We start from the raw sequence: 16,185 nt of genomic DNA on the forward strand, positions 1-16,185 counted from the left end.
ACTATTTGCAAAACATTACCTTGGCCAAACTAAATTTCGAGCTTGGCCAAACTTTATGAAATTCATAATTCATTGTATTTATTAATTTTCATGTTTTTAGTACGGTGGCATAATATTACAGAAAAAGCCCTTAACCAAGGGCTTTTATCAACAGAATTATTTTCAACTTTTTATAACCAATTTGAGTAAAAAATAGTCAGGAATAATTTTGGAATAAAAAACAGCTAAAATGTAATGACAATTTTGCAAAAACAATAATAAAAATTTCGTATCATGTGTATAAAATCAGTTTTTAATTCACTCCTTCCAGCTATCAACAATATTTGCCCAATCCTGCATCATTTTTCTACGGTCATTTAACCATTTTGCATGATCGTAAGTTGCTTTGACCTTATCACCCTTCACATGTGCAAGCTGCAACTCAATCCAGTTAGAGTTGTAGTTCGCTTCATTTAGATCAGTGGAGGCGGTGGCTCTAAAGTCATGCATCGTGATATGACCTAGATTCATATTCCGAAATGCCTGATTCAGCGTTGTTGGACCAATCATTGTATTATTGTTAATGCCTGGAAAAATATAGGGACTATCAGGGTAGGCGGCAAATTGCGCCTTAAGAATATCTATAACTTGATCTGACAGGGGCACAATATGAATACGGTTTTTCTTCATGTTGCGTTTGCCTGCTAGAATATCGGATTTCGAGGCAACCGGAATTGTCCATGTTCGAGCTTCAAAATCTATATACTCTTTTAAACCTCTGCGAATCTCGATTGTGCGTAACATTGTATAGATAAGTGCTTTAAGAGCATTTTTAGTACTAATAGAACCCGTGTATTTATTAATACTCAACATGATCAACTTTCGATCTTTGGTGTTAATAGGTTGAGCATTCTCTACTTCTGGTTTTTGAACGTATCCCCGTAATGCATAAGTAGGATCATTGTTAAGTTTATCTGAAATAATAGCGTATTGCATAACCTCAGCTATATGTTGCCTAACTAGTATTGATTTATTTTCCCCCGTCCCTTTTCCGGATTTTTGTACACGCTTAAGAGCACTATCCATAATATTTTTTATATCAACAGAGGTGACATCTTTGATCGGCTTATTACCAATCATGGGAAATATATCAACAGCATAAGACAGCTCACGCACATATAGCCAATTTTCAGATTTAGAGCTTCTTTTATGGTTACAGTATTCTTTAGCAATAGCGCTAAAGGTATCATTTTGAGATTGTAAGGCTTCTAACCGTTCATTTTTTTTAAACACGGCTGGATCAATATCCTTAGCTAACTGTTCTCGCATTTCTGTTGCTTTAGATCTAGCGTAAGATAGGCTTATCTCAGGATATTGCCCAATCGTTAACATTTGAGGTTTATTCAAGAATCTATAACGATAACGCCAGAACTTTTTTCCAGTTGGTCGGATTTCTATACATAAGCCAGAATGATCAGCAACGCGATATACTTTTTCTTTGGCTTTTAATTGTTTGATTTTTAAATCGTTTAGCATAATGTGAGTAACAACCGTTATGGCTTAAATTAAATTACTCACCATCTTACTCACAAAAAAAAGGTATGTCATGTCATGCAAGGTTATATATAGTAATAACATCAAATTAATAAAATCATGTAGATATAAACAAAAGTAATAAAAGGTTATACAAGGTTTCTTTAGTGTTTGGTATGGATGCAATCGATCATGCTATGATGAAAGAGTTTCACGAACCAGGCAATATTAAACGTTCTATTATTGTGATTGCACAACAACACATCGAGCAATGGTTGAGTTGGAAAAATATAAATATTGCGCCATTTATCAAAGGCTTTCCTGTAGATGAGTTTGAGTGCTTTTATTGTCCACAACAACGTCAAGCCAAAAACTCGCCACAGTTAAGTATGTTTGATGAATGAATTAGCGCGATAAATTTTTGAAAATGTGTTTTAAACTTTCCATCATTTTTTCAATTTGCAGCGGTGTTAAACCTTCGAAAGATTGTTCTAAAACGACACTCATTAAATCATTGATTTTAATAATCATTTGTTTACCTGCATCAGTCAAGTTTACGCGTGTAATACGTGCATCTTGACTACAAGAACGCGTATCCACTAAGCCTTCATCTTTTAAACGATAGACAATTTTAGTGGTCGTTGACATTTTTGATACAATCATATCAGACAGTTCTGAAACACTCGCATCTGGTTTAGACTCAAGTGCCAATAACAAGCGACGTCGAGAATTATCCACTCCATATTTTTTTAATGCGTGGTCGACATTAAGTACATATTGAGAATGAACTTGGGTAATCCAATAGTACGGAAACTCTGCCAAATTAAAATTATCGGTTGTTGGTAAAAATTTTGAATATTTTTTGGTCATCAAAAATTCCTTTGTTTTTTCTAATTATTAGCCCAATGTAATAACAATTGTAATAGTATTGTAAATTGATGTTCTAAATCAACATAAAAATGAGGTGAAGTATGCATAAAATGAGAAATTTATTAAGTTTTTATACATAATACATCAATTTTATAGGATTGGATCAAAGACTATACTTCATTTGTTCCTTGATTATGATGGTTATTTTGACTGAATTTTACTCATTTTATAGAGTGGATACATTAAGTTGAATCATTGAATATAAATCTTTTCGATCATTTTATGCTAAGTAATGGTTGATAGGATACTGTATCTTAATTTTTGTTGATCTTCATTAATTTGCTTTGTTTTCTATTGAATAGCTGTAGGTATATTTTTATATCTATGGATGTATAAATGAGAAAGTTAATCTGATGATGTCATTATTTTTATATCTTTCACTAATGACAAGTGGGATATATTTAAAAAAATTGATTTAGATTTAAGCATAATATAGTTGATTATAAAAAATATTTGTTGTAAAGGTTATCATTTTATACCTTATTGCATGTTGCAGTATGATATTTCTAATAGTCACCAATGTGCTTTTTATTGTATTGAACTAAAAATCAGCAGCTTATAACGCTCTAAAGTAAAAATATTTTTTTAAATGATATTTTTGAAAAATAGAGATAAATATCGAAAATATAAAGATATCTTTGCTTATATATTTCAGCTTGAAAAACCTTAAATTTTGTGTCTATTTGTAAAATAATAAAAAAAATAATTACAAAATAGTGAGATTATGCATAATTAAGATAATTTAGTTGAAAAGGTCTTATGTATGGATCCGTCGCCGTGTAGGTTAGAATTTAAGTTATCTGTTGTAAATTATAATAATGAGCAGGAGATCTAATAATGGAATTTTTATTAGACCCTGGAATATGGGTAGGTTTACTTACTCTTATTGTTTTAGAAATTGTATTGGGTATTGATAACCTTGTCTTTATTGCTATTTTGGCAGAAAAACTTCCTCCGGAACAACGTGATAAAGCACGTGTTTTAGGTCTTTCACTTGCGCTGATTATGCGTTTGGGACTGTTATTTGCCATTTCATGGCTCGTTACATTGACAGAACCTTTGATTACGGTATTTGATAAAACTTTCTCAGGTCGAGATCTGATTTTGTTGTTTGGTGGATTATTCCTTGTCTATAAGGCAGTCACTGAATTACATGAAAAGCTTGAAGGTAAACCCGAGGTTCAAGTCACAACCAATGTTGTTTATGCTAGCTTTGCTGCGGTTGTAACGCAAATTGTTATTTTAGATGCAGTATTCTCATTAGACTCCGTGATTACAGCCATTGGTATGGTGGATAACATTTATGTCATGATGGCTGCAATGATTGTCGCAATGGCAGTGATGTTGTTAGCCTCTAAACCATTAACTGCATTTGTGAACCGTCACCCAACCGTTGTTATTCTATGTTTAAGCTTCTTATTGTTAATTGGTATTAGCTTAATTGCAGAAGGTTTTGGTTTCCATATTCCAAAAGGCTATATTTATTCTGGTATTGGTGTTGCAATTTTAATTGAAGCATTTAATCAGTTTAGTAATCGTAATGCGGCGAAACATCAAGCAAAAATTCCTTTACGTCATCGTACTGCGGATTCTATTTTAAAATTGATGGGCAGTAAGTTGGATGCAGATGTTGTCGCATCTCCTGACGTAGTGGAAGCACAAAAGACCTTTGTTGATGAAGAACGCTACATGGTCGGTGGTGTATTAACGTTGGCTGAGCGTAGTGTTGCTTCAATTATGACGCCAAGAAATCAAATTTCTTGGGTGAATCTTGAAGACGATCCTGAGCGTATTCGTGAACAAATTTTGTCAGTACCTCATAGTTTGTTCCCTGTGTGTCGTGGTCAGTTGGATAAAGTTGTTACAATTGTCCGTGCTAAAGAATTGATTGATGCTTTGGATGATCCTGAGCAGTTACAAGCTTTGATTAAACGTCAACGTCCGATTTTTATTTTTGAAAAAATGAAGGTCATTGATGCGATTCACACTTTGCGTTCATCAAAAGGTTCATTGGTTCTCGTGACAAATGAATTTGGAAATATTCAAGGCTTGATTTCACCACTCGATGTGTTTGAAGCAATTGCAGGTGAATTCCCAGATGCGGATGAACAGCTTGAATTGGTCAAAGTCGATGATCATACTTGGAAAGGATCGGGGATGTTGGACTTGTATCAATTAGAATTAGCACTTGAAACCGTTGATTTAGTTCAAGAAGATTCTGGCTATTTCAGTGTGGCAGGTTTAATTTTTGATAAAGCACAATCCGATGTCCGAGTAGGCACGCAAATTGAAGTTGAAGGTGTACATTTCGAAGTTTTAGAAATGGATGAAAATCGTATTAAAACTGTGAAAATTACTTATAGCGTTGCTTAATTACTCGGATTAAAAAATGCCTCATTGATGAGGCATTTTTTATGGCATAAATAAAAAGACACTTAGCATGGATTACAACACTAAGTGCATAAACTTTTAAATATTGAGTTCTTTAGCAATGATTGGCCAAATATTTTGATGTGATTTTTTGAACATGAGCATATGTCCAATTTGCTTGTGACCTAAAGCTGAGGGTACAAGTTCATGCATTTGAGTTGAGGCATTTGGATATAAACGAATTAAATCTTTAACATTGGCTTCGGTGGCAATTTCATCATCAGATGACCAAAATACTGTAATTGGGCAACGAATATTTTGATGAAAATCTTCAAAAATGGTTTTACCTAATGCATTTTCAACATAACCTGGGTGGCTGCAAAATTGTGCCCATTGTTTTGCTACATTTTTCGGTAAATTTTCCCCCATTCCCAGCATTTTGGTTGTGCCATAGCCTTTCAAAAGATTTGAAATAGGGAAGATCAGATTAAACATGACGGGTGCTAATTGTTTGGTACGACCTTTTAGACCTTTAACATGTCCAGTTGAACCTGAAATCGCAATGACTTTGGCAACTTTTGCGTAGTTAGGCACAATTCCTAGGAGCTGACCCCCAGCGCTATGTCCTAGTAAAATGACTTGTGATTTGCCAGTCTTGATTAATAAAGCATCAATAGCTGCAGGAATATCGAGTTGTCCCCAATCTTGAATACTGGCATCCGATTTTTTTAAAGGACCATGTAGGGAGGCACCGATCCCTCGAAAGTCAAAGACCAAAACTTGATAGCCTTGTTCATTTAACCATTCAGCAAAAGCACGGTAAAAGCCTTGAGTAATTCCTGTAGCAGGGCAAATCAAAATGGGTAAATTTGTAGTAGAGAATGCTATGTCATAAAAAGTTGCACTGAGGCTATAGCCATCTTTACAGGTAATATTTAATTGTTGTGGTGTTTGCATAAGTTTTAAGAAATAGCTGTAGAAAATAATATATACCATACATAAGTTCCAAAAAGAAACTTGTTAAAAGTATGACTAGAAAGTCAGAAAATAGATTTAAACAAGGCTACACTATAGAAAGGATATAAGGATTTCAAAATGACAATGGATGATTTACAGTTTTCAGAATCGGTTAAAATAGCAATTGTTTTCAGTGGTTTATATTTATGGGTAGGTATGCTGACAGGCGTGTGGAAATATATGCAAATCCGTCAGTCTTCGCAATCACGGGCGCATTATTATGTAGATATTGCACATCGCAGTAGCCTTTTATATGCACCAGCGACTTTGATTTTGGCAGTTTTAGCTTATTTTTCTGCATGGTCAGCAAATATTACTTTTATTTGTGTGGTGATTAATTTAATTTTTTTTAGTTTTGCGATCATGAGCTATATTTTGCATGGCGCACTAAAAGATACAACGAATCAATTTAAAGTACCGCATCAGATGGGAAAATGGCATTTACCTCAATGGATGATGAGCTTTGCAATGCTGCTATTGGCGTTAGGTGAGGTTTTGGCAACGGGAATATTAGTTTTTGGTGTGGTTTTAAAATTTTATTAATATTTTAAGTTGTTATTTCTAATTATTTTCTTTTAAAGATGGATGCTTGTGCATCCATCTTTTATTCTGTTGCAGCTGCGGCTTTCGCAGATTTACGTGTTTTGTGGTCAATCAATTCCCAAATGCAAAATGCAGCAGAAACGACTAAAGCATAAACAAAAAACTCAGGTTTTAAGTTGCCTTGAATCAGACCATGTAAAAATAAAATTGTCATCAGTGCAAAAGTTGTACTGAGATAAATGACCAGTTTTTTGTTCGCCTTCAAAGAATTAATGAAGACTTGCTTGTTTGAATGTAGTGATAACATCCTCATCCCTCCTGTCTGCTCGACAAAAACCCCATTGTTTTAGTCAGAATTGCTTGGTTGATCCTTACCATAGCAAATTATTATTTTAAATGCAAATACATCATATTATCCTAAATAAATGTGACATATTTATGACAAATTGACTTTAAGTGATGATTTATAAATTACTTAAATTACGCTGAATGTATGTATTTGATTTAACTCATCTGTTTTGCAGAACATTTAACATACAATATTTTATTTGTAATAGGAAGGGGGAAAAGAAGGGTAAAACATGTGATTGGATTGTAAGATAAGCTAAATGCCTAGACGGTCATTTACTAAAAACAGTGGAATGGTGATTCACGTTAGTTTTGGGGGATGCAAGCAATAAAAGTTCGTTGGGTAAACGTCACAATTATTGAGTGCTGTTAAAATCTATATTTGGGTAAAATAAGATTTTAGAACAATCATCCAAAACTATTTTTTAACTTTGTCGATGACAACAAAAATAACTAAAACGACGCAAGATGGAATTAACCATGCAAGATTTTGGGCATTAAGCGGTAAATGCTGAATGGCATCAGGTAAAATGTCAGCAAATGCTGTGACTTTAATTCCTTCAATAATCCCAAAAATAAATGCCACTGCGGTTACAGGTGCAATGACTAAGCGAGGATTGTTAAAGTATTTCCATAAAAAACTCAACATGATCACCACAATCGCAGGTGGATAAATTGCGCTGAGCACAGGGACTGAAACAGCAATTAACTTGGTTAAACCTAAATTAGAAATAACTAAAGAAAATAGAACCAAGATAAATACTAAAATTTTATAAGGAATTTTAGTGAGTAAAGAGAAATATTCAGCACAAGCACAGGTTAAACCAATTGCGGTTACCATACATGCAAGGAAAATCAAAGCGGTCAGGAATAAAGAACCTAAATCGCCAAACGCATGTTGAACATAAGCATGCAGGATCACTGCACCATTACTCGCATTTGGTGCAACTTCGTGGCTACCTAACCCAAGTTTAAATAAACTCAGATAAACCAAAGTTAAACCAATACCCGAAATTAAGCTGGCAATTACGGCATATTTAGTAATAAGTTTAGGGTCATTCACACCGCGTGAACGGATTGCGTGAATAATCACAATACCAAATACTAGAGCGCCGAGGGTATCCATAGTCAGATAACCATTAACAAAGCCTTCAGATACGGGGCTTGAGACATAGCCATCAATCGCAGGAGGAATAAAACCTGCTGGAATGACAAATGCAGCAATCCCTAAAATCGCCAATGAAATAATTTTCAAAGGTGCAAGGATATGACCGACTGTGTCGAGTAGTTTGTTGGGATAAAGTGAAACCAATGTCACAAATGCGAAATAAATGACACTATAAATCAGTAGACTCGAGCTTGAGTTACCAAAATAAGATGAAAAACCGATTTCGTAGGAAACTGTTGCTGTACGAGGAGTTGCAAACAGTGGTCCAACGGAAAGATAGCACACAACGGTAAGAATCAAACTTGCGACTTTACCTAAAGGTGAGCTAAGAATAGCAATAGAACCTTCAGTTTTTGAAAGAGCCATAATCGTGATAACGGGTAGGCCAACAGCGGTGATTAGAAATCCTAACGCTGCTAACCAAACATGTTCACCTGCTTGTTGTGCAACAATAGGTGGAAAAATAATATTGCCTGCCCCAATGAATAAGGCAAAAGTCATGAACCCTAAAGCAATAATATCCTTGGTACGGAGATTAGTCATAGGAGATGTGGTGTTACAAAAAACTGTAGATTTTAGGGGAAAAGTTGGGTGTTTTGTATTTTATTTTATAAAACGTATGAAATTTAATTATAAAAAACTTATAGTTCAAGGTTTCAGTGGATTTATCTAAATGAAAACAATATACTTTTTTCTAAAATGTTTTTTTTGAATATGATTTTAAATATTTGAATTATTTTATTTTCAATTGTACTTATATTGAGCGCTTTAACGTAAAATTAAACGCTATAAAATGCAGAAATGCTTAGATTTTATCATTCATATTGCCCATTTTTTTTATATAAGGCATATAATAACGGCTTACATTTGAGGGCAGAAGATATGAAAGCTTCAACTATCACGATTAAAACTGAACACGATATTGAGAAATTAAGAGTGTCAGGGCGTTTGGCTGCTCAGGTTTTAGAAATGATAGGTCAATATGTAAAACCTGGTGTAACGACTGAATATTTAGATGATATTTGTCATGATTTTATTGTAAATACATTGAAAGTGATCCCTGCGAATGTGGGGTATTATGGTTATACGAAAACGACCTGTATTTCTCCGAATGAAGTGGTGTGTCATGGTATTCCATCGGCAAAAACCATTTTAAAAGAAGGTGATATTATCAATATTGATGTCGCTATTATTAAAGATGGTTATTTTGGTGATACGAGTCGTATGTACTTTGTGGGTGAAGTGAGTCCTGCTGCGAAAAAGTTAGTAGAAACAACCTATGAAGCGATGGTGGCTGGAATTCATGCGGTAAAACCAGATGCAACTTTGGGTGATATTGGTTATGCAATCCAGTCTGTTGCGCATCGTGAAGGTTATAGTGTAGTACGTGAATATTGTGGTCATGGTATTGGTAAGGTATATCATGAGCAACCGAATGTTTTACATTATGGTCAACCAGAACAAGGTTTAAAACTAAAAAAAGGTATGGTATTTACCATTGAACCGATGATCAATGCGGGTAAAGCGGATGTTAAAGAGTTAAATGATGGTTGGACCGTAGTGACCAAAGATCGTTCTTTGACAGCACAATGGGAACATATGGTCTATGTGACAGATACTGGTTTTGAATTGCTTTCACCTTGGCCAGAAGGGACTGGGCAATATCCTGAAATCTAAAATGAAGTCTAATCGGGTAAGGTGTTTGATACGGTGTTGAGCCTGTAAACTATTTTATTTTTGCGTCTTACTTCATCTTACTTTTTGTTTTCATTCATATTTATTTTTAAGGTATAAAATTATACTTTTTTAATATTTGTTTATTTTATGGGTAGGTATTATTCTTATCCATAGATTATCGCTGTAGTTTCTAATGAAGTATTTTCAGTTTTCAAGCTTATCCATCCTAGGGTAAGCTTTTTTTTGTCTTTTTTTTGGAATGTGGGCTATTATTAGGGCTCAATTCTTGTATTTTCCAATAGTATTAAAGGTATGCTAGAATTTTTGTAAAACTTTAAATCATTCTTATTAAGAATAATGTAATGAAAAAATTACGATGCAACAATTGGAGTTGCTAATCCAATTTGTTTGGAGTGAATATTTGCATCAGGCATCTTCGGAAGATTTATATCAATCTGTTATCAGTTGCAACTGGGATAGTAATAATCAGTTGCTCGATTGGATTATACAAGATCAGACGGTAGATCGAGCAGTGCTTTTAGCAGTTTATTGGATGAGTGATCCAACTTTTGCAAAGCAGTATCTCAATAGAGATGAATTTTTAGCTAAAGATAGTTGGTATGTTAATACTTTTGATTTTATTGAAAATTTGGAAGAAAAGTACATCCGTGGTTTTTGGTACAAGAATGAAATTGCATTCAATCCAGCACATGATCAGGATGGCATAGATTGGACAATGACATATGATAAATCCAAGGTTCTTCGTCCTATTCCTGAGCAAATGTGCATTGCATTAGCTGGCAAAAAAAATGTATCGCAATGCAGATTTTCAGGAAGGTCTGACGGAGTTATGGAACTCTAAAATTTGGAAGATATTTGATGAGCATGAAATTATATTTACAGAACAACATATTCATCAACATAATCGATGAAATCTTAAACTCAATGCAATGAGTTTAGTTTTTGAGTTTGAATTTCAAAATCATAGAAACCGCTAAGCCAAATAGTAAGCCCCAAAAAGCAGAACCTATCCCAAAGAATTGAACACCTGAGGCACTAAATAAAAAGGTCAGTAGTGCTGCTTCACGGTCTTCAATGCGATGAAAGGCAATCGCGATATTGTGGCTGATCGTGCCAAACAGTGCTATTCCTGCTAATGCGGTAATAAATATGGAAATGACATCAATATACTGGTGAGCGTGGCTGCAAATAAGCCCATGATGATGTAGAAAATACCACAGCTCATTCCTGCAATATAACGCTTTTTAGGATCAGGATGCACTTGATCATCTAAGCTAATCGCAGCACTAATCGCAGCAATGTTCACACTAAAACAGCCAAAAGGTGCAAGAATGGTTTGGGTCAAACCAGTCCAACCAATTAAGTGTTTGACATGAGGCGCATAGCCATAACTTTTAATCATGGCAAGTCCCGGCAGATATTGTGATGCCATATTAATCACAAATAAAGGTAATGCTAAACCAAACAAAGCAGACCAAGTAAACTCAGGTTTCATCCAAACAGGGTATGCTAGTGCTAGATGAATGTTTGTGGTCTTAAATTGCATAAACAATGGGCAAATCATAACACCCAAAATTACGGTAATAACAATACAGTAGCGTGGAAATAGACGTTTACTGATGATGTAAATCGCTAAAATGGCAAGAATAAATCCCCAGTCGTTTTGCATACTGGCAAAAATAGCAATCCCAAACTTAAGTAATACGCCCGCAAGCATGGCACTCGTGAGGCTTTGTGGAATATAAGTCAGTACTTTTTCAAAAATGCCTAAAAAACCTAAAACTGCTGTGAGTAACCCACACACTAAAAAAGCACCAATGGCTTCATAGAGCGTATAGTCACTGCCTGAGGCAAGAATAAGTGCTAAACCCGCAGTAGACCATGAAGTGGCTACAGGATACTTAAATTTCCAAGATAAAAATAATCCGCATGAACCAATTGCTAAGCCTAAAGCCCAAAACCACGAAGTAACTTGCGCTTGTGTTGCACCGAGTAGTTGAGCCGCTTGAATTACCAAGACTGAAGAAACACTAATACCGACCAGAAAAGTAATAAAGCCAGCGAAGACAGCGGGGATCGAGAAATCTTGAAGAAGTTTTTGCATAATCCGTTGCGTAGATTTGAGTTGAGCTAAAAAGTATGTAAATCATACACGTTTGGGTAGGTTGCAAAAATAGACTTTACATGAAAAATTCTCATATGATGAATATTTATATTATTTAGACACTTATATTGTTGAAAAAGCCAGTTTTAAACCAAAACCACAAAATAGTAAGCCTACTGAGGCAACTCCTATTGCTGCAATTTTATAACGACGGTTAAAAAAATGAGCTAATTTAACGCCAGAAAAAATGAGAATACTTAAATATGCCATACTGGTGATTTGTACCACGATCGAGAGAATCGAGAAACTAAGTGCAGGATAAGTATAGTCAGGGTCTACAAACTGAATAAAAAAAGATAAATAAAAGAAAATCGCTTTAGGGTTTAGCAAGCTAATGGTTAATGCACTTCTAAAGGGATGAATATTCTTTTGTGTTGTAGGCGTTGAAGCTTCGATGTTTTGAGCGTGAGTATTTAACCAAGTATGATAGCTCGTAATAATTAAACGAATCCCTAAATAAGATAAATATGCAGCACCCATGATTTTTAATAAAATAAATAACCAAGGAAAACTATGGAGTAAAGAGGCTGCACCTAGAACGGTACATAAAATTAAAATTAAATCGCCGGTAAAGACGCCTAGTGCTGCCAAATAACCGATTTTAATACCAAAGCGCGATGCAACAGACATAACATAAAGTGAATTTGGACCAGGTAATATCACAATAAAAATTGTGCCGATAATAAACGTTACAATATCTGTAATACCAAACACCAGCTGCTCACTTTATATCTAAAGGTAAAAAAACCGAGTCGGATTATAAGCCTAAACTCGGTTTTGAGCATAAAAATGAAGAAATTAATTTAGATTTATTTAAGCCTGAATTTCAGCATCTAAACCAAAAGACTGACGCAATAAACTTTGTAATTGTTCACGTGCTTTGATAAAACCATCAATGCCAGATTGTAATAATTGAAATGCCATAAGGTCATTTTCAAGTTCTTGTTTAAATTGTGCTTTTTCTAGCACAGTATAAGCATGTTCTTGATGTGCATGTGCATGATTTGCAGAAATTTGTGCAGTGACTGTGCGATTATCTTGTTCAAGTTGTTGTAATAAACTTGGTGCAACAGTTAATAGGTCACAACCTGCTAATCCGAGTACTTGATCAATACTACGGAAACTTGCGCCCATCACTTCTGTTTGAATATTATGCTGTTTATAGAAATGATAAATTTGTTTCACTGACAATACACCAGGATCTTTATCAATAGCGTAGTGATCCACATTTTCAGCTTTTTTATACCAATCTAGAATACGACCTACAAATGGTGAAATGAGGGTCACATTTGCATCGGCACATGCTTTTGCTTGGTGCAACCCAAAGAGTAAAGTTAAATTACAGTGGATTCCTTCAGCCTCAAGTACTTTCGCTGCTTGAATGCCTTCCCAAGTCGAAGCGATTTTGATCAGAATGCGATTTTGATCTACACCATAGTCTTTGTACAATGCTAACAATTCTTTGGCTTTAGCAATGGTTGCTTCTGTATCATAAGAAAGAGCAGCATCAACTTCGGTAGACACGCGACCTTCCACAAGTTTTAAAATTTCAACACCTAACTTGACTGTTAAAATGTCAATGGTGCGTTCAAGCAACTGATCTGCTACATAACCTTCTTGTTTTGCTTGTAAATAAGCAGACTCAATTAATTCTTTACTTTCAGGTTGCTGTGCTGCTGCGGTAATTAAAGATGGATTTGTGGTTGCATCTAAAGGGCGAAATTGTTGAATGGCAGTTAAATCACCTGTATCGGCAACAATAGTGGTGAGTTGTTTTAATTGCGCTAATGCTGATTGTGTCATTGCTGTTTAATTCTTAGATAAAAATACGTGTAACTTTATTTATATCACAATGTGTTTTCAGCGAAAGTGGTTTCAGTGTTTTAGTGTGCATTATTTTGTATGAATTCGTTGATTTCTGATGTGATTAATCAAAAAACGAGCAGCTTGTCCTAAATGACTTTCACGATTCCAAACCAAATCAACGTAATATTCAAACTTGGGCGTAAAATCTGCCAAATTTAAAATTTTAAGATTTTTTTTGTACTGACTATTTTCCTCAAAAATTTGTAAAGGCAAAACGCCCCAACCTAAGCCTTGTAAAATCATTGAACACGCCAAATGATGATTATCAGTACGCCAATAATTTTTAGAATACAGTAGTTCGGGTTTAATGGTTTTATCTCGGCTTGCCACTACGATTTGCCGACTTTGTAAAATTTCCTCGAAAGTCACCACATCATGTTGTGCAAGTGGAAAATGCTGTGCAGCAACAGGTACTAAAGCTTCACGTTTAACTTCAACAAATTGTTCACGGCGTTCTAAGATTTCACGTTCAAACATTAAAGCGAGCTGTGCGGTTTGGTTAATCAGCATTTTTAAAGCATCTTCTTGCGGTGCAGAAAAAATATTAATTTGTAAGGTTGGGAAATGCTCAGCAAGCAGGGCAATGTATTCTGTCCAATCGGTATGTAAAAGCTCAGTGACAACGACAATATTCAATGACGTTTCTAAGCCATTCGCTAGAGCCAAAGCTTGCTGTTTCCATTGATTCATTTCAATCAGAAGTTGTTCTGTTTTTTCATATAAAACATGTGCTTGAGCGGTTGGAATAGGCTCACGCCCAATGCGCTCAAAAAGTTTTAAATTCAAATCTATTTCTAAATTTGCAATGGACATGCTGATGGCAGAAGGGACTTTTGCAAGTTTACGTGCAGCCGCAGAAAAAGAGCCACATTCCATAACAGTTTTAAAAACAATCAGTTGTTCTTGGTTGATATTCATACTTTAGGATTTATCTATCAATTTTATTGAAAGAATCTAACTTTATTATTCACTATTATAAAAATAAAATTGCATTTGTCGAATAAATTTGAGTATTGAAACATGTTGATTTCCAAAAGAAGGATTATTCATGCACTCAGCTATGAAATCATCTTATTGGTGATCATTGCGATTGCGTTGAGTTTTATTTTTGAAGTTCCTATGGAAGTGACGGGGACTTTAGGTGTAGCGATGGCAGTTACATCTGTGGTCTGGAATATGATTTTCAACCATTTTTTTGAAAAATTGGAAAAGAAACACCAGTTTAAAAGAACAATTGGTGTGCGTGTTTTGCATGCAATTGGCTTTGAGGGTGGTTTGATGTTGGCGACCATTCCAATGGTGGCATATGCGATGGATATGAGTATCTGGCAAGCGATTTTGCTTGATTTGGGCATGACCTCGTGTATTTTAGTGTATACCTTTATTTTCCAATGGTGTTATGACACGATTGAAGCGCGTTTAGGTTTTCAACCTGCGCATTGATGTGTTATGGTGTAAAGAGAAGGTATGCGTATTGCATGCCTTTTTTATTTACTTGGATTCTCAAATGAAGTGCAACAGAGATTAAATTATTAGAAGGAAGCAAGATGAGCTAGCATTTTGCTTCCGACCGACCAAAGTCAAAGTTGCATCATGAACTATACTCATCTTACTCAAGAAGAAAGATATCAGATTTCCACATTGTTACGTGAAGGTTTTTCTAAACGTTATATCGCCTGGAGGCTAAATCGTTCACCTTCCACTATTTCTAGAGAAATAGCACGCAATCGAGCAAGGAATGGTTATTTCGCTCAACATGCCCATAAATTAGCTTGCAGACGGCATTGTCCTAATCCTAAAAGAATCTCTCGAGAGGTTTGGGCACAAGTTATGGCTTACCTTGAACTTCAGTGGAGCCCCGAACAGATTGCTTCTCATGTTTCAGTCAGCCTGCATTCCATATACAGGTTTATACAGCAGGATAAAAGCAGAGGTGGTGTGCTCTTCCGCAACTTACGTTTCAGAAATCAAAGAAAGAGAAAATATGGCTCCATTGAGACTCGTGGCCAACTGACAAACCGCAAAAGCATTCACGATCGACCTGCTGAGATTGAGCAGCGCTCCCGTTTCGGTGATTTGGAAATAGATACGATTGTTGGCAAGAATCACCAACAATCCCTGGTTTCAATTGTAGATCGGAAGACAGGTTATCTTTGGCTGAAAAAGTGCAGCACGCGCAAGGCTGAGGAAGTTTGCCAGGCTACGATCAGATTATTGGAACCGATCAAAGCACACCTAAAAACAATTACCGCGGACAATGGTAAAGAATTCAGCCTGCATGAGTATGCTGCTCAGGAATTAGATATAGATTGGTATTTCGCTGATCCCTATAGCGCCTGGCAGCGTGGAACAAATGAAAATACGAATGGATTGATCAGACAATATATTAGAAAAGGCAGTGACTTGAATGACTATACGGATGCATATATTGCAGAAATTACTCAACGCTTGAATCATCGTCCAAGAAAAAGACTCGGCTTTAAAAGTCCGAGTCAGGTATTATGGCAACAACATGGTGTTGCACTTCAAATGCTAATCTAAGTTAAAAAAATAATAGGATATAAAAAAT

15 protein-coding genes and 1 pseudogene are annotated in these 16,185 nt (G+C 35.3%); 7 read left to right on the plus strand and 9 right to left on the minus strand.

The window, feature by feature from the left end; translation table 11 throughout:
* Positions 1–297: 297 nt before the first annotated feature.
* Positions 298–1,515 carry a tyrosine-type recombinase/integrase gene (locus G0028_RS07820; protein ID WP_130073853.1) on the minus strand — a complete coding sequence of 406 codons (1,218 nt, stop codon included), beginning with the start codon at positions 1,513–1,515 and terminating at the stop codon, positions 298–300.
* Positions 1,516–1,688: 173 nt separating this feature from the next.
* On the opposite strand from G0028_RS07820, the gene G0028_RS07825 reads away from it, so the two are divergent.
* Positions 1,689–1,916 (plus strand): hypothetical protein, encoded by a 228-nt coding sequence (locus tag G0028_RS07825; RefSeq protein WP_180046646.1) that lies wholly within the window; start codon positions 1,689–1,691, stop codon positions 1,914–1,916.
* A gap of 1 nt (position 1,917) precedes the next feature.
* On the opposite strand, the gene G0028_RS07830 is transcribed toward G0028_RS07825, so the two are convergent.
* Positions 1,918–2,382, minus strand: coding sequence for a MarR family winged helix-turn-helix transcriptional regulator (locus G0028_RS07830; protein WP_180046648.1), 465 nt, complete (start codon positions 2,380–2,382; stop codon positions 1,918–1,920).
* An 897-nt stretch (positions 2,383–3,279) separates the two neighbouring features.
* On the opposite strand from G0028_RS07830, the gene G0028_RS07835 reads away from it, so the two are divergent.
* Complete coding sequence (locus tag G0028_RS07835; protein ID WP_180046650.1) at positions 3,280–4,815, plus strand: TerC family protein; 1,536 nt, start codon at positions 3,280–3,282, stop codon at positions 4,813–4,815.
* A 96-nt stretch (positions 4,816–4,911) separates the two neighbouring features.
* Here the strand turns inward: G0028_RS07835 and G0028_RS07840 are convergent, their stop codons facing one another.
* The gene (locus tag G0028_RS07840; RefSeq protein ID WP_180046656.1) at positions 4,912–5,769 is read right to left on the minus strand and encodes an alpha/beta fold hydrolase; all 858 of its coding nucleotides are present in this window, start codon (positions 5,767–5,769) and stop codon (positions 4,912–4,914) included.
* Between the two features lie 144 nt (positions 5,770–5,913).
* Here G0028_RS07840 and G0028_RS07845 point away from each other — a divergent pair, with 144 nt between their 5' ends.
* Complete coding sequence (locus G0028_RS07845) at positions 5,914–6,372, plus strand: hypothetical protein (RefSeq protein ID WP_180046658.1); 459 nt, start codon at positions 5,914–5,916, stop codon at positions 6,370–6,372.
* Positions 6,373–6,433: 61 nt separating this feature from the next.
* On the opposite strand, the gene G0028_RS07850 is transcribed toward G0028_RS07845, so the two are convergent.
* Positions 6,434–6,679 carry a hypothetical protein gene (locus tag G0028_RS07850; RefSeq protein ID WP_174492879.1) on the minus strand — a complete coding sequence of 82 codons (246 nt, stop codon included), beginning with the start codon at positions 6,677–6,679 and terminating at the stop codon, positions 6,434–6,436.
* 459 nt (positions 6,680–7,138) lie between these two features.
* Positions 7,139–8,431: a branched-chain amino acid transport system II carrier protein gene (gene brnQ, locus G0028_RS07855; RefSeq protein ID WP_130073848.1), complete on the minus strand. Its 1,293-nt coding sequence runs from the start codon at positions 8,429–8,431 to the stop codon at positions 7,139–7,141.
* 339 nt (positions 8,432–8,770) lie between these two features.
* Between brnQ and map the strand changes: the two genes are divergently transcribed.
* Together map and G0028_RS07865 are read left to right on the plus strand one after the other, a co-directional pair.
* Positions 8,771–9,565 (plus strand): type I methionyl aminopeptidase, encoded by a 795-nt coding sequence (map, locus tag G0028_RS07860; RefSeq protein ID WP_180047878.1) that lies wholly within the window; start codon positions 8,771–8,773, stop codon positions 9,563–9,565.
* A gap of 376 nt (positions 9,566–9,941) precedes the next feature.
* Positions 9,942–10,427, plus strand: a complete 486-nt coding sequence (locus G0028_RS07865; protein ID WP_180047881.1) for a DUF4274 domain-containing protein — start codon at positions 9,942–9,944, stop codon at positions 10,425–10,427.
* A 94-nt stretch (positions 10,428–10,521) separates the two neighbouring features.
* On the opposite strand, the pseudogene G0028_RS07870 reads toward G0028_RS07865, so the two are convergent.
* The 4 genes and pseudogenes from G0028_RS07870 to G0028_RS07885 form a co-directional block, all read right to left on the minus strand.
* Positions 10,522–11,690, minus strand: a pseudogene (locus G0028_RS07870) (benzoate/H(+) symporter BenE family transporter).
* 123 nt (positions 11,691–11,813) lie between these two features.
* Entirely contained in the window at positions 11,814–12,464 is a 651-nt protein-coding gene (leuE, locus tag G0028_RS07875; protein ID WP_180047883.1) for a leucine efflux protein LeuE, read from the minus strand.
* A gap of 99 nt (positions 12,465–12,563) precedes the next feature.
* Positions 12,564–13,553: a transaldolase gene (gene tal / locus G0028_RS07880; RefSeq protein ID WP_180047885.1), complete on the minus strand. Its 990-nt coding sequence runs from the start codon at positions 13,551–13,553 to the stop codon at positions 12,564–12,566.
* A gap of 90 nt (positions 13,554–13,643) precedes the next feature.
* Positions 13,644–14,534, minus strand: a complete 891-nt coding sequence (locus G0028_RS07885) for a LysR family transcriptional regulator (protein ID WP_130073842.1) — start codon at positions 14,532–14,534, stop codon at positions 13,644–13,646.
* Positions 14,535–14,636: 102 nt separating this feature from the next.
* Here G0028_RS07885 and aceI point away from each other — a divergent pair, with 102 nt between their 5' ends.
* Both aceI and G0028_RS07895 read left to right on the plus strand, forming a co-directional pair.
* Positions 14,637–15,059: a chlorhexidine efflux PACE transporter AceI gene (gene aceI, locus G0028_RS07890; RefSeq protein WP_130073841.1), complete on the plus strand. Its 423-nt coding sequence runs from the start codon at positions 14,637–14,639 to the stop codon at positions 15,057–15,059.
* Between the two features lie 150 nt (positions 15,060–15,209).
* Positions 15,210–16,157, plus strand: a complete 948-nt coding sequence (locus tag G0028_RS07895; RefSeq protein WP_180048122.1) for an IS30 family transposase — start codon at positions 15,210–15,212, stop codon at positions 16,155–16,157.
* Positions 16,158–16,185 lie beyond the last annotated feature (28 nt).

Source organism: Acinetobacter piscicola (assembly GCF_015218165.1).
GTDB lineage: Bacteria > Pseudomonadota > Gammaproteobacteria > Pseudomonadales > Moraxellaceae > Acinetobacter > Acinetobacter piscicola_A.